24 protein-coding genes are annotated in these 23,358 nt (G+C 31.4%); 12 read left to right on the top strand and 12 right to left on the bottom strand.

Annotated features, from left to right (window positions below):
- Nucleotides 1-69: 69 nt before the first annotated feature.
- The 6 genes from trpA to ELQ09_RS05085 all read right to left on the bottom strand — a co-directional run bounded on the left by trpA (nucleotide 70) and on the right by ELQ09_RS05085 (nucleotide 5,710).
- A complete protein-coding gene (gene trpA / locus ELQ09_RS05060; protein ID WP_134224761.1) occupies nucleotides 70-819 on the bottom strand; it encodes a tryptophan synthase subunit alpha in 750 nt (249 codons plus the stop codon).
- Nucleotides 812-1,990, bottom strand: coding sequence for a tryptophan synthase subunit beta (gene trpB / locus ELQ09_RS05065; protein ID WP_002857405.1), 1,179 nt, complete (start codon nucleotides 1,988-1,990; stop codon nucleotides 812-814). The genes trpA and trpB overlap by 8 nt, the downstream gene beginning before the upstream one ends.
- Nucleotides 1,987-2,586 carry an N-(5'-phosphoribosyl)anthranilate isomerase gene (locus tag ELQ09_RS05070; protein ID WP_002854429.1) on the bottom strand — a complete coding sequence of 200 codons (600 nt, stop codon included), beginning with the start codon at nucleotides 2,584-2,586 and terminating at the stop codon, nucleotides 1,987-1,989. Before ELQ09_RS05070 ends, trpB begins: the two co-directional genes overlap by 4 nt.
- On the bottom strand, nucleotides 2,573-4,174 hold the full coding sequence (trpD, locus tag ELQ09_RS05075; RefSeq protein WP_074469059.1) for an anthranilate phosphoribosyltransferase: 1,602 nt from the start codon (nucleotides 4,172-4,174) through the stop codon (nucleotides 2,573-2,575). Before trpD ends, ELQ09_RS05070 begins: the two co-directional genes overlap by 14 nt.
- The gene (locus ELQ09_RS05080; protein ID WP_070316723.1) at nucleotides 4,171-5,421 is read right to left on the bottom strand and encodes an anthranilate synthase component I family protein; all 1,251 of its coding nucleotides are present in this window, start codon (nucleotides 5,419-5,421) and stop codon (nucleotides 4,171-4,173) included. Before ELQ09_RS05080 ends, trpD begins: the two co-directional genes overlap by 4 nt.
- 163 nt (nucleotides 5,422-5,584) lie before the next feature.
- Entirely contained in the window at nucleotides 5,585-5,710 is a 126-nt protein-coding gene (locus ELQ09_RS05085) for a hypothetical protein (RefSeq protein WP_002854718.1), read from the bottom strand.
- 121 nt (nucleotides 5,711-5,831) lie between these two features.
- On the opposite strand from ELQ09_RS05085, the gene ELQ09_RS05090 reads away from it, so the two are divergent.
- The 3 genes from ELQ09_RS05090 to ELQ09_RS05100 all read left to right on the top strand — a co-directional run bounded on the left by ELQ09_RS05090 (nucleotide 5,832) and on the right by ELQ09_RS05100 (nucleotide 9,963).
- Nucleotides 5,832-6,617: a sulfite exporter TauE/SafE family protein gene (locus ELQ09_RS05090; protein ID WP_070316722.1), complete on the top strand. Its 786-nt coding sequence runs from the start codon at nucleotides 5,832-5,834 to the stop codon at nucleotides 6,615-6,617.
- A 72-nt stretch (nucleotides 6,618-6,689) separates the two neighbouring features.
- Nucleotides 6,690-9,515, top strand: coding sequence for an excinuclease ABC subunit UvrA (gene uvrA, locus ELQ09_RS05095; RefSeq protein ID WP_134263816.1), 2,826 nt, complete (start codon nucleotides 6,690-6,692; stop codon nucleotides 9,513-9,515).
- A 4-nt stretch (nucleotides 9,516-9,519) separates the two neighbouring features.
- Nucleotides 9,520-9,963 (top strand): YqaA family protein, encoded by a 444-nt coding sequence (locus ELQ09_RS05100; RefSeq protein WP_070316720.1) that lies wholly within the window; start codon nucleotides 9,520-9,522, stop codon nucleotides 9,961-9,963.
- On the opposite strand, the gene ELQ09_RS05105 is transcribed toward ELQ09_RS05100, so the two are convergent.
- Nucleotides 9,919-10,926 (bottom strand): nucleoside hydrolase, encoded by a 1,008-nt coding sequence (locus ELQ09_RS05105; RefSeq protein WP_070316719.1) that lies wholly within the window; start codon nucleotides 10,924-10,926, stop codon nucleotides 9,919-9,921. The two genes, ELQ09_RS05100 and ELQ09_RS05105, sit on opposite strands and share 45 nt — an antisense overlap.
- Nucleotides 10,923-12,284, bottom strand: a complete 1,362-nt coding sequence (locus ELQ09_RS05110) for an MFS transporter (RefSeq protein ID WP_059110892.1) — start codon at nucleotides 12,282-12,284, stop codon at nucleotides 10,923-10,925. Before ELQ09_RS05110 ends, ELQ09_RS05105 begins: the two co-directional genes overlap by 4 nt.
- Nucleotides 12,285-12,446: 162 nt before the next feature.
- Here ELQ09_RS05110 and polA point away from each other — a divergent pair, with 162 nt between their 5' ends.
- Genes polA through motB form a run of 3 tightly spaced genes read left to right on the top strand, consistent with a single transcriptional unit; the run spans nucleotide 12,447 to nucleotide 16,624 of the window.
- Nucleotides 12,447-15,086, top strand: a complete 2,640-nt coding sequence (gene polA / locus ELQ09_RS05115) for a DNA polymerase I (protein WP_070316718.1) — start codon at nucleotides 12,447-12,449, stop codon at nucleotides 15,084-15,086.
- A gap of 15 nt (nucleotides 15,087-15,101) precedes the next feature.
- Nucleotides 15,102-15,878 carry a flagellar motor stator protein MotA gene (motA, locus tag ELQ09_RS05120; RefSeq protein ID WP_002880492.1) on the top strand — a complete coding sequence of 259 codons (777 nt, stop codon included), beginning with the start codon at nucleotides 15,102-15,104 and terminating at the stop codon, nucleotides 15,876-15,878.
- A 2-nt stretch (nucleotides 15,879-15,880) separates the two neighbouring features.
- Nucleotides 15,881-16,624, top strand: a complete 744-nt coding sequence (gene motB / locus ELQ09_RS05125) for a flagellar motor protein MotB (RefSeq protein WP_070316717.1) — start codon at nucleotides 15,881-15,883, stop codon at nucleotides 16,622-16,624.
- Nucleotides 16,625-16,629: 5 nt separating this feature from the next.
- Here the strand turns inward: motB and flhB are convergent, their stop codons facing one another.
- Both flhB and ELQ09_RS05135 read right to left on the bottom strand, forming a co-directional pair.
- Entirely contained in the window at nucleotides 16,630-17,718 is a 1,089-nt protein-coding gene (gene flhB / locus ELQ09_RS05130) for a flagellar biosynthesis protein FlhB (protein WP_070316716.1), read from the bottom strand.
- A 118-nt stretch (nucleotides 17,719-17,836) separates the two neighbouring features.
- Nucleotides 17,837-18,433: a peroxiredoxin gene (locus ELQ09_RS05135; RefSeq protein WP_002854219.1), complete on the bottom strand. Its 597-nt coding sequence runs from the start codon at nucleotides 18,431-18,433 to the stop codon at nucleotides 17,837-17,839.
- Nucleotides 18,434-18,638: 205 nt separating this feature from the next.
- On the opposite strand from ELQ09_RS05135, the gene ELQ09_RS05140 reads away from it, so the two are divergent.
- The 6 genes from ELQ09_RS05140 (at nucleotide 18,639) to ELQ09_RS05165 (ending at nucleotide 21,933) form a co-directional block, all read left to right on the top strand.
- Nucleotides 18,639-18,923: a 4Fe-4S dicluster domain-containing protein gene (locus ELQ09_RS05140; protein WP_002854354.1), complete on the top strand. Its 285-nt coding sequence runs from the start codon at nucleotides 18,639-18,641 to the stop codon at nucleotides 18,921-18,923.
- 113 nt (nucleotides 18,924-19,036) lie between these two features.
- Nucleotides 19,037-19,450 (top strand): nucleoside-diphosphate kinase, encoded by a 414-nt coding sequence (gene ndk / locus ELQ09_RS05145; RefSeq protein WP_002854376.1) that lies wholly within the window; start codon nucleotides 19,037-19,039, stop codon nucleotides 19,448-19,450.
- On the top strand, nucleotides 19,451-19,804 hold the full coding sequence (locus ELQ09_RS05150) for a hypothetical protein (RefSeq protein ID WP_070316715.1): 354 nt from the start codon (nucleotides 19,451-19,453) through the stop codon (nucleotides 19,802-19,804). It abuts the gene before it with no gap.
- A 23-nt stretch (nucleotides 19,805-19,827) separates the two neighbouring features.
- Complete coding sequence (gene rpmF, locus ELQ09_RS05155; protein WP_002858674.1) at nucleotides 19,828-19,974, top strand: 50S ribosomal protein L32; 147 nt, start codon at nucleotides 19,828-19,830, stop codon at nucleotides 19,972-19,974.
- A 5-nt stretch (nucleotides 19,975-19,979) separates the two neighbouring features.
- Nucleotides 19,980-20,966 carry a phosphate acyltransferase PlsX gene (gene plsX / locus ELQ09_RS05160; protein ID WP_002854249.1) on the top strand — a complete coding sequence of 329 codons (987 nt, stop codon included), beginning with the start codon at nucleotides 19,980-19,982 and terminating at the stop codon, nucleotides 20,964-20,966.
- Complete coding sequence (locus ELQ09_RS05165; RefSeq protein ID WP_134224764.1) at nucleotides 20,959-21,933, top strand: beta-ketoacyl-ACP synthase III; 975 nt, start codon at nucleotides 20,959-20,961, stop codon at nucleotides 21,931-21,933. Before plsX ends, ELQ09_RS05165 begins: the two co-directional genes overlap by 8 nt.
- Here the strand turns inward: ELQ09_RS05165 and ELQ09_RS05170 are convergent.
- Nucleotides 21,930-22,280, bottom strand: a complete 351-nt coding sequence (locus ELQ09_RS05170) for a RidA family protein (protein ID WP_134224765.1) — start codon at nucleotides 22,278-22,280, stop codon at nucleotides 21,930-21,932. The genes ELQ09_RS05165 and ELQ09_RS05170 overlap by 4 nt on opposite strands.
- The gene (gene serC / locus ELQ09_RS05175; RefSeq protein ID WP_070316712.1) at nucleotides 22,277-23,353 is read right to left on the bottom strand and encodes a phosphoserine transaminase; all 1,077 of its coding nucleotides are present in this window, start codon (nucleotides 23,351-23,353) and stop codon (nucleotides 22,277-22,279) included. The genes ELQ09_RS05170 and serC overlap by 4 nt, the downstream gene beginning before the upstream one ends.
- Nucleotides 23,354-23,358 lie beyond the last annotated feature (5 nt).

A 23,358-nucleotide genomic window follows, 5' to 3' on the forward strand; every position in this document is an offset into this window, starting at 1 on the left:
GCTACCACCTTTATAAAAAACTTAATTTAAAATTATAGTAAATATAAAATAAAAATATGTTTTAAAATTTTATTTTTTGAAAATTTCTTCAATATCTTTCATTATTATATCCAAATTTCCTTGTTTAAAACACTTTACTATGCTAGTTCCCACAATCACTCCATCAGCAACTTTTCTCATTCTTTTTACATCTTGATTATTTTGAATGCCAAAACCTACAAAAATAGGCAAATTTGTAAAAGATCTGATTTCTTTTACTTTATCTTGTAAGATTGCTTCTTCGACACTTTTAGTACCTGTAATACCTATGCTTGCTAATAAATAAATAAAACCTTTAGCATGTTTTACTAACTTTTTAACCCTTTCTTTAGGGGTTGTAACACTTACAAGTGTAATTAAAGCTATATTATATTTCTCACACTCTTTAATTAAATCATCACTTTCTTCAAAACTTAATTCAGGTATAATCAAAGCACAAATCCCTAAAGATTTTGTTTTTTTCACAAATTTTTCCAAACCATAAGAAAAAATTAAATTATAATAAAGCATAAAAACCAAAGCTTTTTTAGTTTTTACCCTAGCTAAAAGCTCAAAAACATTGTAAATATCTACACCTTGATCAAGAGCTATTTTTGCCGCATCTGCAATAATCTCACCATCGGCAATAGGATCACTATAAGCAACACCAAGTTCTAAAATATCAATAGGGCTTTGATCCAATCTTTGCAAAAAAGCTTCACTTGTTTGAAGATTTGGATAACCTAAAACCGTATAAGCCACATTTGCATTTTCTTTATAAAATTTTCTAAAATCAACCATAAATCACCCCTTTTTTATAATCTCTAATCATTTGCATATCCTTATCTCCCCTACCTGAAAGATTTACTACTATCACGCTTTTCTTTTTTAAAGTTGGACAAAGTTTTTCTAAAAACGCTAAAGCATGCGAACTTTCAATCGCTGCAATAATACCTTCCTCTTTGCAAAGTAATTTTAAAGCTTGCATACATTCTTCATCACTTATAGCATGATATTGCGCTCTTTTACTTTCAAATAAAAAAGCATGCAAAGGGCCAATTCCTGGATAATCAAGCCCTGCAGAAACACTATGCACAGGCAAGATATTGCCTAAATCATCTTGTAAAACCTTGGTTTTCATACCGTGAATAATGCCTGTTTTTCCCTTATTTAAAGTCGCTGCATGATAAGGTGTATCGATGCCAAGCCCCCCTGCTTCAATACCTATAAGTTTAACATTTTCATCTTTGATAAAATCATAAAAAATCCCAGCTGCATTGCTTCCACCCCCAACAGCTGCGATAATATAATCTACTTTTTTATTGAGTTTTTGAAGTTGCATTTTGCATTCTTTTCCTATAATGCTTTGAAAATGCGTTACCATTTTAGGATAAGGATAAGGACCTACCGCACTTCCAACCACATAAAAAATATTTTTAATATCTCCAACCCAAGCTTGAATAGCCGCAGTAGTAGCTTCTTTTAGAGTTTTAAGCCCACTTTGTACCGCATGAATTTTAGCACCCAAAAGCTCCATTTTATAAACATTTAAAGCCTGTCTTTGTACATCAGTTGCCCCCATATAAATTTCACATTCAAGTCCTAAAAGTGCTGCTGCAGTGGCTGTTGCAAGTCCGTGTTGACCTGCTCCTGTTTCTGCTATGATTTTTTTCTTTCCCATTTTTTTTGCTAAAAGGGCTTGAGCGATGGCATTATTGATTTTATGTGCTCCAGTATGATTTAAATCCTCGCGTTTTAAATAAATTTCATGCTGATATTTTTTGCTTAAATTTCTAGCAAAATAAAGCGGAGTAGGACGCCCCACATAAGTTTTTAAAAGCTCGTTTAATTCTTTTTTAAAGAGTTTATCTTTAGAAAATTTCAAAAAAGCACTTTCTAGCTCATTTAAAGCAAACATTGCACTTTCAGGCAAAAACTGCCCACCAAAATCCCCATAATATGCTTTTTTCATTTTTTCAGCTCCTTTAAAATTTGTTTTATTTTGTTGATATCTTTTAAGCCTTTTTCATCTTCAAGCTTCGAATTAAGATCTAAAATTTTAGCTCCTGTTTTTACGGCCTTATGAATATTATCCAAACCTATGCCTCCAGCTAATACAAAATCTTTAGTATAAGAACTTAATAAAGTCCAATTAAAACTTATTCCATTACCGCCCTTTAAAATTCCCTTAGCATCAAAAAGCACTAAATCAGCAAAAATTTCACTTTTTAAATCTAAACTATCTTCCACACTTATCACCTGCCATACAAAAACATTTTGCACCTTTAAAATTTCAAATTCTTCTTTGGTAATAGTGCGATAAATTTGTACTCCATCAAGCTTAACTTCTTGAATACATCTTAAAATTTGTTCCAAATTTTCATCTACAAAAACACCGACAACTTTTTTATCTTTTTCATGAAAAATTGCACTTAAATTTCTTGCTTGTTCTAAACTCACTCTTCTTGGACTTTTAGCAAAAATAAGTCCAAAAAAATCAATATTTAAAAAAGCTAAATCTTTGGCATTTTTTTCATCTTTAATGCCACAAATTTTAAGCTTTAGCATAAGCTTGATACTCCTTAAAATACTCTATAACTTTACCTGAATAAATGGCTTCTAAAATCATATCTTTAGCCACTAAAGGCGAACTTGCTTTATTGGCTGTATAAAGTGCAAACATAGCATTTAAAACTACTAAATCAAATTTTGCCCCTTGCATTTTACCACTTAAAATATCTTTTAAATCCTTAGCGTTTTCATATGCACTAGATCCTATGATTTCACTATGAAAAGCTCTTTTAAAACCAAATTGTTCAGGACAGATAGAATACTCTAAAATTTCTCCTTCACAAAGCTCATAAATTTTACTTTCATCGCAAATACTAAGCTCATCCATACCATCATTTCCTCTTACCACTAAAGCTTTTTTGCGTCCTAAATTTTTTAAAACCTCTATCAAAAGCCTATGCACAGGTGCGTGATAATTTCCCATAAGTTGATATTTTAACTTTAAATTAGGGTGCAATAAAGGACCTAAAACATTAAAAACCGTTCTTACTCCAAGCCTTGATCTGATCTCTTTAAGTTCTCCTACTAAAGGATGGAAAAATGGAGCATGTAAAAAACTAAGCCCTTGATTGTTTAGTTGTTTTAAAGCTGATTCTAAAGTGTTTGGAGTAGTTATATTTAAAGCTTCTAACACATCTGTACTTCCGCTAGAACTTGAAATGGCACGATTTCCGTGTTTGGCTACTTTTACTCCTAAAGCTGCTAAAATAAAAGCACTAGTCGTAGAAACATTGATACTTTTAAAACCATCTCCACCTGTTCCACAAATATCAATCATCTCACTCTCATCACTAAAAGTTTGAGAATATCTTAAAATTTGTCTTACAAAAGCACTTAAAGATTTTTCGTTTAAAGACTTTTCAGTGATTAAAATCAACAAAGCCGCCACTTGCAAAATTTCATAATCTTTAGACATAATAATCTTACAAATTTGCTCAAAATCATCGCTTTGTAAAAAATGATTTTCACTCATTTTTTGCAAATAAAAACTTAAAGGATTTTCCTGTTTTTGTGATTTTTTTATATCTTGTTTTAAAAAATTAGAAAAAAGTTGTAAGCCATATTCACTAAAATAGCTTTCAGGATGAAATTGCACACCATAATAAGGTAAATTTTTATGTCCCAAAGCCATAATCACACCCTTTTCATCAAGGGCTAAAATTTCAAGCTCATCACTAAGCTGTTTAACCTCTAAAGAATGATAACGCATCACGCTAAAATTTAAAGGTAAATTAGAAAATAATTCATTTTCCCTGCACTGTTTTATCAAAGAATTTTTTGCATGCATAGGCTCTTGCATCTTAACCACTAAAGAATCAAAAGCTAAAGCTAAAGCTTGATGTCCTAAGCAAATGCCCAAAACAGGGATATTAAGCCTTGCTTTAAAAATTTCAAGACAAATCCCACTTTGACTTGGATGCTTTGGACCAGGACTTAAAATAATATGAGTAGGATTTAAATTTTTAATTTCACTCAGAGAAATTTCATCATTTCTTCTTACTAAAATTTCATCATTGCTGAGTTGCTCTAACATGCTTTTAACATTAAAAACAAAAGAATCATAATTATCAATTAAAAGTATCATTGATTTTCCTTTTTTAAATTTTCAAAAGCTACCAAAAGCGCCTTGCGTTTAGCACGAATTTCTGCATATTCTTTTTGACTCTCACTTTGCAAAACAATACCCGCCCCACTTGCCAAATAAGCCTTATCTTGAGTAAAAAAAGCGCAACGAATTAAAATCGCTAAAGTTATGTCTTCGTTAAAATTTAAAAATCCTACCGCACCACCATAAATTCCACGATCGCAATCTTCAAGCTCACTAATGATCTCTAAAGCTCTTATTTTAGGAGCTCCGCTTAAAGTTCCCGCTGGAAAAACTGCTTCAATCACATCAAAAATACTCGCATCTTCTTTCATATTGGCATACACTTCACTCACTATGTGTATTACAAATTTATTTTTAATAATAGAAAAAAGATTTTCCACTCTTGTTTGAGTGCCAAATTTAGAAGCATCATTTCTTGCTAAATCTACAAGCATCTTATGTTCACTAAGTTCTTTTTCATCACTTAAAAGATCTTTTTCTAAAGCTAAAAGATCACAGTTATTTTCCAAATTTCTAGTTCCAGCAATAGGGGCTAAATAAATCTCTCTTTTTTTAATTTTCAATAAAAACTCTGGAGAAGAACCCAAAACAACACCATATTTACTTGGAAAATAAAACATATAAGCGCTTGGATTTAAAGCACTTAAACTCTCATAGTAGTCAAAAGCATTTACTTGATGTTTGATACAAAGTTGCTTACTTAAGACCACTTGAAAAATATCTCCACTTAAAAGATATTCTTTGGCTTTTTCGCACATTTTTAAAAAATCATTTTTTTCATCTTCTAAAGAATTTAAAATTTCAAAATCATTTTTTTGTTTCTTTTTCATTGGTTCAATATCATCTTTTAAATATTCAAAATATTTTGAAGCACCAAATTTAAAAAACATCTTGCTATTTTTCTCATAAATCAAATAAGCTTTAGCATTGGCAAATAAAAATAAAGGAAAATCATAATTTTTCTTAGAAGAAAGTGGAATTTTTTCAAACAAAGATACAAAATTTGCACTAAAAACTCCAAAAAATCCAGCAAAGTCGCAAATTTTATTCTTGCTTAAAGCTTCATAATATTTTGCCTTAAACTCGCTAAAGGATAATTCATTAGCATCTAAATAATCACAATCAATCCCTATAATTACCTTAGTCAAATCCTCTGCAAAATAAGAATTTTCAAATTTTTCAAGGATTTGTCTGTAATAAAAATTTACATTTTTAACAAACATAATAAACCTTTTTTAAAAAATAAATTAAAATAATATTAAAGAAAAAATTTAGATAAAAAGAAGTTTAGAAACGCCAAGAGCGAAGAGTATGTGTAAGTTTTAAAATCAAAGAATTGCTAAAAAAACCATTTTGACTCATCTTTTACCTTTCTTATAAAATATTTCAAAAATTAAGACTTTTATGAAAATTTTTAAAGTCTAAATTAATTTTAATCAATAAATATAAATTTTGCTTTAAATTTAAAATAAATATTATAAAATCTTTATATTTTATAATATTTTGAAACATTTTTACGATGCTTAAAGTTACCAAAAAATATTCTATTGTTATAAAAAACTAAGATAATACTTAGCTTAATAAGATAAAATTATTCCGTATTTGAAATATTTAATATTTTTTAGGAAAAGCTATGGAAATCACAGATTTACCTTATCTAATCATAGGAATCATTTCAGGTATTGCTTCTGGACTTTTTGGCATTGGTGGAGGTATGATTATCGTTCCTTCTATGTTCGCACTTGGAGCAAGTGCTCACCATGCTATCGGAATTTCAGTATTGCAAATGATTTTTGCAGCAGTTTTTGGCTCTTATATTAATTATAAGAAAAAAAATCTAAATCTTAAAGATGGTATTATGATAGGTTTTGGAGGACTCATAGGGGCAAGCTTTAGCGGAATGCTTTTAAAAGCTTTAAGTGATGTAGCTCTTACTAGCGTATTTTTGGCGGTAAGTTGTATATTTTTTATCAAATATGCTTTTGGAATTAAAGAAAACATTGTGCAAAATCAAAGAAGCGTTTGGGTAAAGAATGTCATTTTATTTATTGCTGGAGCTTTTACTGGTATTTTTGCTATTTCTTTGGGAATTGGTGGTGGACTTTTAATTGCTCCGATTTTAGCTTATTTTTTAGGCTATGATAGTAAAAAAGTTGTTTCTTTATCCTTGTTTTTTGTTATTTTTGCTTCAGTCTCTGGTATTATATCTTTTTCAAATTCTAGAGTTATAGACTCTGAAGTTATTCACAAAGGAATACTAGTAGGTATAGCTTCTATGGTTGGAGTTTTTATAGGAATTAAAATCATAGAAAAAATGCATATTTCAGCTCATAGAAAAATTTTACTTTGCGTATATGCCTTATCAATACTTGGAACCACCCACTCTTTACTTAATAAGCTAAATCTTATAAATTTTTAACTTGGATTTATCCAAGTTCTTTTAATATTATTATGCTAAAATCTTAAATTTATTTAATGTTTAGGAAAGACTATGAACGATACCATAAAAATCATTGGTGCAAGAGAAAATAACCTAAAAAATATCCACCTTGAAATTCCCAAAAACAAACTCATTGTTTTTACAGGACTGAGTGGAAGTGGAAAATCAACCCTTGCTTTTGGAACTCTTTATGCTGAAGGACAACGCCGTTATATAGAAAGTTTAAGTGCTTATGCCAGACAATTTTTAGATAAGGTAGGCAAACCTGATGTCGATAAAATCGAAGGTTTAACTCCAGCCATTGCCATAGATCAAAAAACCACTTCTAAAAATCCACGCTCGACCGTGGGAACCATCACTGAAATTTATGATTATCTAAGACTTTTATATGCAAGAGTGGGTATTCAACATTGTCATCAATGCGGACAAAAAATCTCATCTATGAGTGCAAGTGATATAGTCAGTGAAATTTTAAAATTTCCAAAAGGTGCAAAAATCATCATCTACGCCCCACTCATACGAGAAAAAAAAGGAACTTATGCAGATTTGCTTGAAAATTTACGCAACAAAGGCTATGTAAGAGCTCAAATCGATGGAGTTTTGGTAAGACTTGATGAAGAAATTGAACTGGCCAAAACCAAAAAACACACCATTAAACTTGTCATAGATAGGCTTGAAATTCAAGAAGATTTACTCTCTCGTCTTGCAAGCGATATAGAAAAAGGCTTACAAGAAAGCTTTGGAGAAATAGAAATAGAAGTTTTAAATCATGAGGAAATAAACCTTAATAAACATTATCATTTTAGCGAACATTCAGCTTGTTTTGATTGTAAAATTTCTTTTGTTCCACTCGAGCCTTTAAGCTTTTCTTTTAATTCTCCAAAAGGAGCATGTGAAGCTTGTGATGGACTTGGAATTCGTTATACTTTAGATATGAAAAAAATCATCGATGAAAATTTAAGCCTCGAAAATGGTGCTGTTAAAATCATGTATGGTTTTAATAAAAGTTATTATTATAAATTCCTAATCGCCTTTTGCGAACAAAATGAAATTCCTATCAAAATACCTTTTATGCAATTAAGCGAAGAACAAAAACGCCTTGTATTGTATGGTAATGCCAAAACTATAGAATTTCTTTGGAAAAGAAATCGTCTAAAACGCACCTTTGAAGGCATAGTTAAAATGGCTTATGAAATGCTAAAAGATGAAAAAGATTTAGCCGAATATATGAGTGAAAAAATTTGTAAAGACTGCGGTGGGCATCGTTTAAAACCCGAAAGTTTAGCCGTGAAAGTAGCCAAAAAAGGCTTGGGTGAAATTTTAGATATGAGCATAGAAGATAGTACGGCCTTTTTTGCAGATGAGAAAAATTTTTCTTATTTAAGCGAGCAACAAAAACTTATTTCTAAACCTATCCTAAAAGAAATCAACGAAAGATTGTTTTTCTTGTATGATGTGGGACTAGGTTATCTTTCCTTAGGGCGCGATGCAAGAACGATTAGTGGGGGTGAAGCACAAAGAATCCGCATAGCTTCACAAATTGGCAGTGGTTTAAGTGGAGTGATGTATGTCTTAGATGAGCCTAGCATAGGACTTCATGAAAGAGATACTGCAAAACTGATTAAAACTTTAAGAAATTTACAACAAAAGGGCAATACCCTAATTGTCGTAGAGCATGATAAAATGACTATAGAAGAAGCAGATTTTATTGTAGATATTGGCCCAAAAGCAGGAAAATTTGGAGGTGAGGTTGTATTTAGTGGAACTTATAAAGAACTTTTAAAAAGCAAAAGCGAAACTGCACTTTATATGAATGGTAAAAAACAAATTTCACAACTTCAAAACAGAGCACAAAAAGAATGGCTTGAACTTAAAAATGTAAATATTAACAATATCCAAGATTTAAGCGTAAAATTTCCTTTACAAAATTTAGTCGCTATAACAGGAGTTTCAGGTTCTGGAAAAAGTTCTTTGATACTTCAAACCCTACTTCCTTTTGCACAAGAAGAATTAAACCGCGCTAAAAAAGTTAAAAAACTTGGTGGGGTACAAATAGAAGGACTTGAAAAACTTGATAAAGTCATTTATCTTGATCAAAGCCCAATTGGGCGCACACCACGATCAAATCCTGCCACCTATACAGGCGCTATGGATGAAATCAGAAATCTTTTTGCCTCCACTAAAGAAGCCAAAATGCGTGGTTATAAAGCAGGACGCTTTTCTTTTAATGTCAAGGGTGGAAGATGTGAGAAATGTAGCGGAGATGGAGAAATCAAAATAGAGATGCATTTTTTACCTGATGTTATGGTAGTTTGTGATACTTGCGGGGGCAAACGCTACAATGATGCCACGCTAGAAATCAAATATAAAGGCAAAAATATCAGTGAAATTTTAAATATGAGTGTTTTAGAAGCGAGTGAATTTTTTACAGCTGTTCCCAAAATCAAACAAAAATTAGATACTCTAGTAAAAGTGGGTTTAGATTATCTAACTCTAGGACAAAATGCCACCACCTTAAGTGGAGGTGAAGCACAAAGAATCAAACTTGCTAAAGAACTAAGCCGTAGCGATACAGGAAAAACGCTTTATATACTTGATGAACCTACAACAGGACTGCATTTTGAAGATGTCAATAAACTCATCTTAGTTTTACAACATTTGGTTGATCTTAAAAATTCGGTTTTTGTAATAGAGCATAATTTAGATGTGATTAAAAATGCTGATTATATTATCGATATGGGGCCTGAAGGCGGAGTTAAAGGTGGAAAAGTTATAAGCACAGGAAGCGTGGAAAAAGTCGCTAAAGAACACAAAAAAACCCGTTCTTACACAGGATATTATCTAGACTTAGAGCTTAAAAATACACAAAAATCATAATTTTATGTTTGGTTTTTTATATAATGATATAAGTTATTTAGGACTTTTTATAGTGTGTTTTCTTTCAAGCACACTATTACCTTTGGCAAGCGAAGCCTTTGTTTTAGGCTTTATAAAACTTGATTTTAATCCAAATTTAGTGCTTATCGTAGCTACTTTGGGTAATACCTTAGGAAGTTTAAGTACTTATGGCTTGGCTTATCTTGGTAAGCAAAAAATTTTAGAAAAATACTTTAGCAAATCCTTGAAAAAATTAGAAAATTTCAATGCTAATTTTGCTAAATTTGGAAGTATATTTGCTTTTTTTACTTTTTTACCTTTGGTGGGAGATCTTTTTGCCTTGGGACTTGGTTTTGCGAAATATTCTTTTTTAAAAACTATATTTTTTATCTTACTTGGAAAATTAAGTCGTTATGCTTTCATAATTTTCATAGCAAACTCCTTTTAAAAGCCTCTCTTTTATAAGTTTTAAAAGCTTTGTATTATCTACATTTTTTAAAATTTTAACACAATTTTTAGTGCTTAAATCCACCCCCATACTCATTTTTGGTTCTTTAAAACAACGCCAACTCATACCTCTTGCCAAAGAACTATCACAAATAACATCAGCATAACACTCATCAAAATCTGCAATACTAGAATCTAATGCATAAGCTATTGTTAAAGCGTCATGTATCCAAGTTCCCTTTGTACCACGTGTTTTAGAAACATAATCAATCCAAACACCTAAAGTTTCAACGATAAAATCGCATAAAATATTCTTAGCTTGCAACTCTTTTAAATCCTCATGTGTTAGTAAAGTCTGCATGGTTACATTATAAGGTACGAGTGTAATTTTAGCTCTTGAATTTAACACTATACTAGCCGCCTCAGGATCGAAACCAAAATTTGTATCCTTAGTGTAATAAGGCATATCAAAACTACCGCCCATAATAAAAAGCTCTTTAAGATTTATATCAAAATCTTTAAAAATTTTCATAGCCATAGCAATATTTGTCAAAGGTCCTATCGCACAAATAGAAATTTCTTTAGGATTTTTACCCACCAACTCACCCATTTTAAAAATCGCATCAGGATTTATATTTTCTAAAATTTCAGGACTTTTTATATTTTCCCAAAGATATTCAAGCTTAAAATTTTTTACACTTTCATCAAGTCTTTGACGCCAAGCTTTACTTGGTTCTTTTAAGGCTTCATTCGCTCCTAAATAAACGGGGATATTTAAATTTAAACGTTTAAATAAATCCTTAGCCACGCTATAGGCAACAAGACTTGGAACATTACCGCAAATTGTGCTTAGCATTTCAAGTTTGATTTCTTTAGATGCCAAAATCAAAGCAAGCGCTAAACCATCATCGGTATTTGCTCCTGCAATAGCATTGCCTATATCCGTGTCTAAGATAAGTCTCATATCGCATCCTCTATTTTATTTAAATCCCTGCCTCTAGTTTCTGGCGCAAAAAATGTAGTCACAAAACCTATACCTGCAGTTAATACAAAATACGTTGCGATAGGCCACCAAGTGCCATAATACGCAAGCAAAGCAGAAGCCACCATAGGCGCTGTTCCTCCTGAAAGAATAGAACCTAGCTCCTTAGCAAAAGCCATTTTTGTATAACGGTTTTTTACCCCAAAAAGTTCTACACCCCAAGCCGCTTGTACACCAAAAATCCCTAAAGATGCTAAAGACATACCTACAATAATAGTTAAAATCACAATAATTTCATTTTTACTATCTAAAAGCATAAAAGCAGGAAAAGCATAAATCATCAAAAGCAAACAAAACATTCTATAAGTAATACGTCTTCCAAATCTATCACTTAAATAACCTGCCAAAGGAATAACCAAAAAACCCACCAATGAAGCTATCATTACCGCTGTAGTGGCAACTGATTTGTCTAAAAGTAAAATTTTAGTCACATAACCTACAATAAAACCTTGTGCAAGATAAGAAGGTCCGTTTTCGCCTATTCTTAAGCCCACCATAGTCCAAAAAGCACGACTTCTTTGCCAAAAACTTCTTTCATCTTTTTTCATATGCTTTTCGTTATTAAGACGCAATTTCATCATTTCATTTTTTTGCTTTTCAAAAACAGGGGTTTCTTTGACATGAAAACGAATATATACAGCAAAAAGAGCGATTAAAATACTTCCCATAAAAGGAACTCTCCAACCCCATTCTTTAAAACTTGCTTCATCCATTTGTACCATCAAAAGCCATACAAAAGACGCAAGCAAAGTTCCGCTATTTGATCCTAAGGCAATCACAGAAGAAACAAGCCCTCTTCTCTTGCTAGGAGCATATTCTCCTAGCATAACTGTTCCACCTGAAAGTTCAGCTCCCGCACCAAAACCCTGCATAAAACGTAATATAACCAAACAAATAGGCGCCCAAACACCAATCACTGCATAGCTTGGAATAAAACCTATAAGAGTAGTTGAAATTCCCATTAAAGCTATTGTAGCCATCATAACATTTTTTCTTCCGTGTTTATCGCCTAAATAACCAAAAAACAAAGCCCCAATAGGTCTTGCAATAAAACCTATGCCATAAGTTACAAAACTAAGCAAAAGTGCAATTACTGGAGTTTGCTCAGGAAAAAACACTTCTGAAAAAATTGTTGCAGCTGCTAAACCATAAAGTGCAAAATCTGCATATTCCATAGCAGTTCCCAACCAGCAAGAAAAAACTGCCTTTTTAAAAACTTTCCTACCTTCAGGTGTGTTAAAATTCTTATCCGCAATTCCATCAATTTGCTGATTTGTCATTACATTATCCTTATATTTTAATATATTTTTTTATAAATAATTTGTAATTATGGCTAAAAATTGCAGTGTTTTTGCTTAAAGATCTTAAATTGTAGACATTATTAAGCAAAATTTTGAAATAATACAGCTTAAAAATATATTTTATCAAAAGAAGAAATTATTATGAAAACTTTAACTATTATCGATACTTTTGGATTTTTTTTCAGACTTTACTACGCATTAAAAGGTTTTAAAAATTCACAAGGACAAGCTAGTGGAATGATTAGCGGTTTTGCAAATTTTATTTATAGCTTAAAAAATGAACATAAAAGTGATTATATTGTTTTTGCATTAGACTCCAAAGGAAAAACTTTTCGTAGCGAAATTGATCCAAACTATAAACAAAATCGCACTCCACCACCACCTGAACTTCTAGAACAAATTCCAATTTGCATAGAGATGATAGAAAAAATGGGTTTTATAAGCGTTTCTCAAGAAGGTTATGAAGCCGATGATATCATCGCTTCTTTTGTAAAAACTTGTGAAGATAGGGATATTTTTGTACGCATTATCACTCAAGATAAAGATCTTTATCAACTCATAAAAGATGGTAAAACAAGCATTTACAGTCCTATTTCTAAAAACGACTATGATGAAGCAGCGTGTTTAGAAAAATACGGAGTAAAACCTCATCAAATCAGAGATTTTTTAGCTCTTTGCGGAGATAGTTCTGATAATATTCCAGGCGTTAAAGGTATAGGTGCAAAAGGGGCTAAAACCTTACTTGATGAATTTGGTAGCATAGAAGGAATTTATGAAAATTTAACTCTAATACGCAACGAAAGAAGTCGTAACTTGCTTTTAGAGGGTAAGGAAAATGCATTTTTAAGCAAAAAATTAGCTTCTTTATACGAAAATTTAGAAGTGCAAGATCTTATAGAAAAAGCAACTTATCCTGATGAAGAACCTCTTTTAAAAATACTTGAAATTTTAGAACATTACGAACTTAATACTTTGCTTAAAAAGCTGCGTCAAAATCCTGATAATAAAGATAAAAATTTAGGTTTTAAAGCCACTTTAATACAAGATGAAAACAAACTTTTTGAAATTTTAAATACCCTTGATAAAGAAAGTATTATTGCTTTTGATACCGAAACCACAGGACTTGATACAAAAGAAGCAAAAATTGTTGGTTTTAGTTTTTGCATGAGTGAAAACGAAGCTTTTTACGTGCCTTTAACTCATAACTATCTTGGAGTAGGTGAGCAAATTTCATTGCAAAGTGCCAAAAAAGCTATAGAGCTAATCTTTAATCATTTTGTTATAGGACACAATCTCAAATATGATTTTAAAATCATTCAAAACAATTTTGGATTAAATTTACCTCAAAAATACGCAGATACAATGATTTTAGCATGGCTTAAAAATCCTTCTTTAAGAGTAAATATGGATGATTTAGCCTTAAGACTTTTTAATTATGAAACCTTACATTTTGAAAGCCTTGTTAAAAAAGGAGAAAATTTTGCAAGTGTAGAACTTGAAAAAGCTTGCAAATACGCCGCAGAAGATGCTTATATCACGTTAAGATTTTATCTTTATTTTTTAAAAAATCTTGAAACTCCTTTATTAGAACTTGCTAAAAACTGTGAATTTGATTTCATTAAAATCATTATGATGATGGAAGAAAATGGCATAAAGCTTGATACAAATGCACTTGAAGCCCTTATGAAAAAATTTGAAAATGAAATCAAAAATTTAAGTGAAGAAATTTATACTCTTTGTGAGGATAGATTTAACCTAAACTCACCTAAACAAGTAGGTGATATACTTTTTGAAAAACTTAAACTTCCAAGTGGAAAAAAAGGAAAAACAGGATATTCTACCGATGAAAAAGTTTTAAATGCACTTTTAGATAAACATCCTGTAATTGCCAAAATTTTAGATTATAGAGAACTTGCCAAACTTTATTCCACTTATTGCGAACCTTTGTTAAAACTAGCGTTAAAAGATAAAAATTCACGCATTTATTCAAGTTTTTTACAGACTGGAACTGCTACAGGACGCCTTTCATCTAAAGATCCGAATTTGCAAAATATTCCTGCACACGGACAATACGCAAAAGATTATAAATCTTGCTTTGTAGCTAAAGATGGATTTAGTTTTATCTCTCTTGATTATTCTCAAATCGAACTGAGAATGCTTGCGCATTTTAGCGAAGATGAAAAACTTTTAAATGCTTTTGCTAACGATGAAGATATACATGCAAGAACAGCTATAATGATTTTTGGAGAAAGCAATTATGAAACCAGAAGTGTTGCAAAAAGTATAAATTTTGGACTTATTTATGGCATGGGCTATAAAACTTTAAGTCAAAATTTAAAAATAGAAGCTCATTTAGCCAAATCTTACATAGAAAAATATTTTGAAAATTTTACTAGTATTAAGAAATATTTTGAAACAGTTAAAAACAAAGCTAAACAAAATGGTTTTATCACTACTTTAAGCGGTCGCAAGCGTTATTTTGATTTTGAAAACGCAAAACCTATGCAAATTGCCATGTATGAAAGAGAAAGCATTAATTCAATCTTACAAGGCTCAGCAGCTGATGTAATCAAACTTGCAATGCTAGAAATCAATAAAGAATTAAATGAAGACAAAAAGCTTATTTTGCAAATTCACGATGAATTAATTTTTGAAGTAAAAGATGATTTATGTGAAAATTTTGTAAAAAAAACTAGAGATATTATGGAAAATATAGTAAAATTAAAAGTAAAATTAAAAACAAGCTCAAGTATCGCTAAAAATTGGGGCGATTTAAAATAATCAAGGAGATATTTAATGGATCTTTCAACCATACTGGGAATGGTGCTCGCAGTTACTAGTATTTCAGTAGGAGATATATTAGAAGGAGGAAATCCTTTACATGTTATTCACCTTTCTTCCTTTCTTATAGTTATGCCAACGGCTGCATTTTGTGCAATGACTTCTACACATAAAAAAATTGTAAAAGCAGCTTATAAAGAACTCAAAGTTGTCTTTAAAGGTTCTGGAGTAAATCTACCTGAAAGGATAGCTCAGTTAATAGAATTTGCTATTATTGCAAGAAGAGATGGTCTTTTAGCATTAGAATCAAGAACCAATGAGATCGAAAATGAATTTTTAAAAAATGCTATGATGATGCTTGTAGATGGTAAAAGCTTTGAAGAAATTCACGAAAGCATGGAAATACAAACCGAACAACTTGAAGAGCATTATAAAGAATGCGCAGAATATTGGATAGTATTTGGAGAAACTTGCCCTACCATGGGACTTGTTGGAGCGGTTTTTGGTCTTATTCTAGCTCTTAAATTGCTAGATAATCCTCAAGCAATGGCAGCGGGTATTTCAGGTGCTTTTACAGCTACGGTTACTGGGATTTTTGGTGCTTATGCGCTTTTTGCACCTTGGGGAAGAAAAATGAAAGCTAATGGAATGGATCTTGTAAAAGAGCAAATTGTCATCACTGAAGCCATAAAAGGAATTGCAGAAGGTGCGAATCCTAGAGATTTGGAAGCTAAGCTTTTTAATTTCTTAAGTCACGATGATCCAAAAATTTCACAATTTGACAAAGGTTAAAAATGGCCAAGAAACATAAATGTCCAGAATGTCCTGCAGGTGAAAAATGGGCTGTACCTTATGCAGACTTTCTAAGTTTGCTTTTGGCACTTTTTATTGCTCTTTGGGCAATTTCTAAAACAAATCCTGCTAAAGTAGAGGCTTTAAAAACCGAATTTGTTAAAATCTTTGATTATACCTCTACTCAAACAGTCAAAGAAGAAAGTAAAACCCAAGAAAAATATAAGGGTGCAGCAAAAGAAGAAAGTGATGAACTCAAATCGTTAAAACAAATGACTATGACACAGCAAGAAACCATCAAACGTCTTCAAGCAGCTCTAGATCAAAGCGACAATCAGGTTGCTCTTAACCTTCCATCTAAAGTTGAATTTGAAAGAGGTAGTGCTCAAATCGTTTCAGCTGATATACAAGATTATTTAAAACGTATGGCTGAACTAACAACATATTTGCCACCTCAAGCAAAAATAGAAATTAGAGGCTATACAGACAATAGCGACTCTATTATAAGAAGTTATGAACTCGCCTATCAAAGAGCAGAAAATGTATTAAAATATTTTATAGAAGGTGGAGCAAATTTAAAAAACATTAGCATTAAAAGCTACGGGCTTAATAATCCCATCAATGGAAATCCACAAGCTCTAGAAAATAATAGAGTAGAAATATATTTTAAAGTCGATACAGCAGATACAAATACTCAAAAATCGGTTCTTGAGCTTATTAACAAAATAGGAACTAAAGCACCTTAAAAGTTTTAGTTTCCTTTTTTTACTTGACCAGCTAAACGACTCTTATTATTTGTATTATAAACAAATCCTAGTACCTCAGCTACAGCTTTAAACATTTCCCTAGGAATAAGATCATTAACATCACAAGCTTTATAAAGCTCTCTTGCTAAAGGAGGATTTTCATAAACTACAACATTATTTTCATAGGCTACTTGTTTTATGCGAAGAGCGAGAAAATCCACTCCTTTGGCAACAACCCTAGGGGCTTGTTCTTTACTTGTATCATAACGAATAGCTACGGCATAATGCGTTGGGTTTGTGATCACCACATCCGCACCTGCAACATCTTGAATCATACGACGACGCGCAGCTTCCATTTGAAGTCTACGAATTCTACCTTTAACCTGAGGATCTCCTTCCATTTGTTTATACTCATCTTTTATTTCTTGTTTGCTCATACGCAAACCTTTAAAATACTGAAAACGCACCAAAAAAACATCTAAAACAGCAATAATTAAAAAAGCAACTATAACAATAGCTGCTAAAACAATAGCTCTGTCTCTTAGCCAAGTAAGCTGTGCAACCATAGTATAAAGCTCAACTCTTGGAAGCTCTTGCATAAATTTAAGTAAAACTATAAAAGCTATAGTAAAAACAATACCCACTTTTAAAATAATTTTTATACTTTCAACAATTTTTTTCAACGAAAAAAGGTTTTTTAAACCTTTTAGAGGATTGATTTTTCCTAAATTTGGCATAATAGGTTTAGTTGTAAAAATAAAACCAAATTGCATAATATTTCCTAAAACCCCAGCAATCATAATACTTAAAACAATAGGTGCAAGAATAATTAAAACCTCAAAAATACTTTTAATCATAATGGCTTGAATAATACGCAAATCAAATTCAACACCAATAAAACTTTGATAGTATCTATATAAATTTACAATTCTCTCGCCCATAAAACTCATCATAAATAAAGTTATAGTTACTCCAATTATCAAAGTTACAATAGCTGCCGCATCTTGAGACTTTGGAACATTACCTTCTTTACGCGCATCTTCTATCTTTTTGGACGTGGGTTCTTCTGTTTTTTCTTGATCTTCGCCTGCCATATTTTAGCCTAAATAAAAATTTTAATATGTGTGTAAAATTATAGTAGAAAATTTATGAATTTCAATTAAAGAATAAAAATGAAGAAAAAGCCTCGTAAAGAGGCTTTATACTAAGAAATTAAAGTTTAGCTTCGTTTTTGCCAAGATATTCAGCCACGCCTTTAGGGTTAGCTTTCATACCTTCATCACCCTTATTCCATCCTGCAGGACAAACTTCACCATGCTCATTTGTAAAAAGCATAGTATCAACCATTCTTAACATTTCATCTATATTTCTACCTAGTGGTAAATCATTAACCACAGCATGGCGAACTGTTCCATCAGCATCAAGCAAGAACGAACCACGAAGGGCAACTGCTTCTGCATAAAGTACATCAAAATTTCTAGCAATCTGCTTAGTTAAGTCAGCAACAAGCGGAAATTTAACCTGACCAATACCACCTTGATTTACTGGAGTATTTTTCCAAGCAAAATGTGAAAATTCATTATCTCCTGAAATTCCAATTACTTCAATGCCACGGTTTTTAAATTCTTGATATCTTTTGTCAAAAGCTATAATTTCTGAAGGACAAACAAAAGTAAAATCTTTTGGATAAAAGAATACTACCGCTCCTTTTGGACCTATATTTTTATAAAGATTAAAATCTTGAACAATTTCATTGTTTCCCAATACTGCTGGAGCAGTAAAATCTAAAGCTTTTTTAGTAACTATCATATTTTCTCCTAAATAATAAATTTTATTGATAACGAAATTATATCGTTTAAATCTTTATTTTTTTTTAAATATCTAAAATAATATTAAAAATTTAAGAAAGTTATAATTATTATCAAATAAGGTAAAATTTTGATTATCAAAATTTACATTATTTAAGAATTTTATGCTAAAATCTTTTAAATCTTAATATTAAAAAGGAGAAAAAATGGCTGTAAAAATTACAGATATATGTATTGCTTGTGGTTCTTGTATTGATGAGTGTCCAGTGAGTGCTATCGTTGATGATGCTAACAATCCAGAAGGTGAAGATAGATATTATGTTTATGCAAACAAATGCGTTGAATGCGTAGGACATAATGATCAACCAGCTTGTGCCAGTGCTTGCCCAACAGATGGATGTATAGTTTGGAGTGCTGTAGAATCAGGACAACCAAGTCGTGATAATATTGGCGCTGATATGAGAAGTGGGGACACTCCAGTTTTTGCATAATTTTAAAAAATTAAAAAGCTAGAGATTCCTAGCTTTTTCTTTATAATTTAACTTTCTTTAAACAAATTCAAGTATAATTTTAAGCTTTATTAAAATAAGGAGTTATTACAAAGATGGAAAAAACTTTATCTATAATTAAACCTGATGCTGTTAAAAAAGGTGTTATAGGAAAAATTTTAGATCGTTTTGAAAGCAATGGATTAAGAATCGCTGCAATGAAAAAAGTTCAACTTAGTAAAGAACAAGCTGAAAATTTTTATGCTGTTCATAAAGAAAGACCTTTTTTTAAAGACTTAGTTGAATTTATGATTAGCGGTCCTGTTGTTGTTTCTGTACTAGAAGGAGAAGGTGCTGTATTAAAAAATAGAGATTTAATGGGAGCGACAAATCCTAAAGAAGCTAAAGCAGGAACAATTAGAGCCGATTTTGCTGAGAGTATTGATGCTAATGCTGTTCATGGAAGTGACAGCTTGGAAAATGCAAAAATAGAAATTGATTTTTTCTTTAAACCAAATGAAATTTGCTAAATGAAAATCCCTTTTTCTAAGATTAATACAAAGGAATATCCTTTTAAACTTAATCTTGAAAATATGATTTTTGAGGGAAATTTAGTAAAAATAAATCCTAAGCTTGTTAAAATAAATGCTATTATGCAAGGTTTTATCTATAGACCTTGTGATAGTTGTGGAACTGAGTTAAAACTTGAAATTAAAGAAAATTTAGAACTTTTTGCAAGTGATGGTATTTTTAAAGATGAAGCAAACGAATTGAGCAATACTATAGAATTTTTCGATGGACATATTGATTTAATAGAAGTTGCTATCAGCGAGCTTGAAGCTTATTTAAGTGATTATTTTTATTGCATAAATTGCAATAATTAATTAAATTTTATAAAGGAGAAAAAATGGCAGTACCAAAGAGAAGAGTGAGCAAAACTCGTGCAGCTAAACGCAGAACTCACTATAAAGTTAGTCTTCCTATGCCTATAAAAGACAAAGATGGAAGCTACAAAATGCCTCACCGTGCGAATCCAACAACTAAGGAATATTAAAATCAATGATTAACATTGCCATTGATGCAATGGGTGGTGATTTTGGAGAAAAACCCATTATAGAAGGCGTTTTAAAGGCGCTAGAAGCAAAACCTTTTAACGCTATCTTAGTGGGAAATTCTAAAATTCTAAAACCTTTAATACCAAAAAAATTAGAACAATATATACAATACGAAGAAGCTAGTGAAATTTTTTCGATGAATGAAAATGCCACAGATGCTTTAAAAAATAAAGAAACAACCATATATAAAGCTATTAATTTATTAAAAGAAAAAAAAGTAGATGCTGTAGTTTCAGCGGGTCATAGTGGAGCAAGTATGTCTTTGGCTACCTTAAGGCTTGGAAGACTTAAAGGCATTTCAAGACCTGCTATTGCCACTTTAATGCCAAATATCATTAACAAAACTTTACTTTTGGATGTTGGAGCTAATACAGATTGTAAAGCTGAAAATTTATTTCAATTTGCCATAATGGGTGAAGTTTATGCTAGAGCAATCATGCAAATTCAAAAACCACGCCTTGCTTTACTTTCTAATGGTGAAGAAGAATGCAAAGGTAATGAACTTACCAAAGAAAGTCATCAGCTTATGAAAAAAATTCCAAATTTTATAGGTAATGCTGAAGGTAGAGATATTTTCAATGGTGAAATAGATGTTTTAGTCTGTGATGGTTTTGATGGAAATGTTATCTTAAAGGCTTGTGAAGGTGTGGCAACAGCTATTTTTCAACTTCTAAAAAACGAAGTAAAGCAATCTTTTATTTCTAAAATAGGTGCTTTACTCATGAAGCCATCTTTTAAAAAATTAAAAAAACACACAGATTGGCAAGAATATGGCGGAGCACCCCTTCTTGGAGTTAATGGCTGCGTGATCATAAGTCATGGAAAAAGCGATTCTAGAGCTATTAAAAATGCAATTTTTCAAGCTATAAATTTTAGCCAATCTCATATCAATGAACTTATAGAAAATGAACTTGGGAAATACAATGCTTAAAGCCGGTCTTAAAAGTATAGCTTCTTATATTCCAGAAAAAATTTTAAGCAATGCTGATCTTGAAAAAATGGTAGATACCACCGATGAATGGATCACTAGACGCACAGGTATTAAAGAAAGGCGCATTGCTAGTGAAAATGAAAATACTAGCGATTTGGGCACAAAAGCTGCATTAAAAGCCATAGAAAGAGCAAATTTAAAACCTGAAGATATTGATGCTATTCTTGTAGCCACTTTAAGTCCTGATTATTTTACTATGCCTTCAACCGCTTGTAAAATTGCTTCAAATTTAGGACTTGTAAATATTAGCGCTTTTGATATTTCAGCAGCTTGTTCTGGTTTTATCTATTTGCTTGAACAAGCTAAAGCCTTAGTAGAAAGTGGTTTGAAAAAAAATGTTTTAATCATAGGAGCTGAAAAAACAAGTTCAATTATGGATTACAATGACAGAAGTATTTGCATACTCTTTGGAGACGGTGCAGGTGCTGGAGTTGTAAGTTTGGATAATGAAAATCATATCCTTGATGTACATACTGCAAGCAATGGTAATTATGGAGATCTTTTAATGACTCAAAGATCGCAAAAATCAAGCCTATGTCAAACACTTTCTATGCAAATGAAAGGCAATGAAGTTTTTAAAATAGCAGTAAACACGCTTAGTAATGATGTTGTAGAAATTTTAACCAAAAATAACATTTTAGCACAAGAAATTGATCTTTTTATTCCTCATCAAGCTAATCTACGCATCATTAAAGCCGTCCAAGAAAAACTCAATCTAAGCGATGAAAAATGTGTGATCACTGTACAAAAATATGGCAATACTTCAGCTGCTTCTATACCTATGGCAATGAATGATGCCTATGAAGAAGGTCGGCTTAAAAAAGGGGATCTGATCTTGCTAGATGCTTTTGGCGGTGGTTTTACTTGGGGATCTGCACTTTTAAAATTTGGAGGAGAGAATTTTTAATTCTCTCTTAGCTTTCCAAAAGCTTGAATTTCTACCAAATAACCCTCTGCTAAAGCACTTCCTACACAAGCTCTAACAGGTTTAGGATAATTTTTAATCCAAGCATCATAAATTTCATTCATTGCATCAAAATCTTGCATATTATCTAACCAGATTTGAATTTGAATCAAATCTCCTTTGTTTGCGCCTATTTTTTCAAACAAAGCATCAAGTTCTGCAAGCACTTCTTTAGTTTGTTTTTTAATATCTCCGCTAGGTTCAAAAGCCACTTGTCCTGCAGTCTTAAAATATTTATCAAAAACAATAATTTGCGACATTCTATCGCACTCATCAAAACGCTTTATCATGCATATTTTCCTTGAAATTCTTTCATAAATTCACACAAGGTTTTTACCTGATCCAAATTAAGCGCATTATAAATACTTGCACGAATTCCTCCTAAAATTCTATGTCCTTTAAGTCCTATCATTCCAGCTTCTTCGGCTTCCTTTACAAAAAGAGACTCTAAATCTTTATTTTTAGCAATATTAAAACTCACATTCATTAAAGATCTATCCTTTTTATCTGCATGTCCTTTATAAAATCCATTACTTAAATCAATACACTCATAAAGCATAGCAGCTTTTTGAGAATTTTTCTCATGTACTTTATCAAGTCCGCCTTGATTTAAAAGCCAATCCATTTCAAGATTAAACATATAAATAGCAAAGGTTGGAGGCGTGTTAAACAAGGACTGATTCTCAGCATGAGTCAAATAATTTAACATGCTAGGAATTTGTTTATTTTTAGATCTTTCTAACATATCTTTACGGATAAAAATACAACTTAAACCCGAAATTCCAGCATTTTTTTGCACTCCGCCATAAAAAAGAGCAATATTTGAAAAATCTACTTTTCTAGAAAAAAAATCACTCGATGCATCCACAATCAAAGGAGTTTTAGTTTTAGGATAATTTTGATATTGAGTGCCGTAAATAGTATTGTTAGAACAAATATAAGCATAATCAGCATTATCGCTAAATTCCACTCTAGGAATATGATTAAAATTACTTTCCTCGCTACTTGCTACGGTTTTAACATTGACACCTAAAATTTGTGCTTCTTTAATCGCTTTTTTTGTCCAAACTCCTGTATTTGCATATTCACAAACCCCATTTAAAGCTAAATTCATAGGAATCATAGCAAATTGCAAACTTGCTCCACCTTGTAAAAATAATACTTCATAATCATCATTTAACCCGTAAAGTTTTTTAGCTTTCTCTTGTGCTCCAAAATGCACTTCTTCAAATACTTTTGTGCGGTGAGAAATTTCCATTATAGAATAACCCCTACCCTGATAATCACAGAGTTCTTTTTGAGCTTGCTCTAAAATTTCTAAAGGTAAAGTCGATGGCCCTGCACTGAAATTAATTTTTCTCATAATTT

Origin of the sequence: Campylobacter sp. CH186 (assembly GCF_004378925.1) — a bacterium.
In the GTDB taxonomy this organism is placed as follows: domain Bacteria; phylum Campylobacterota; class Campylobacteria; order Campylobacterales; family Campylobacteraceae; genus Campylobacter_D; species Campylobacter_D jejuni.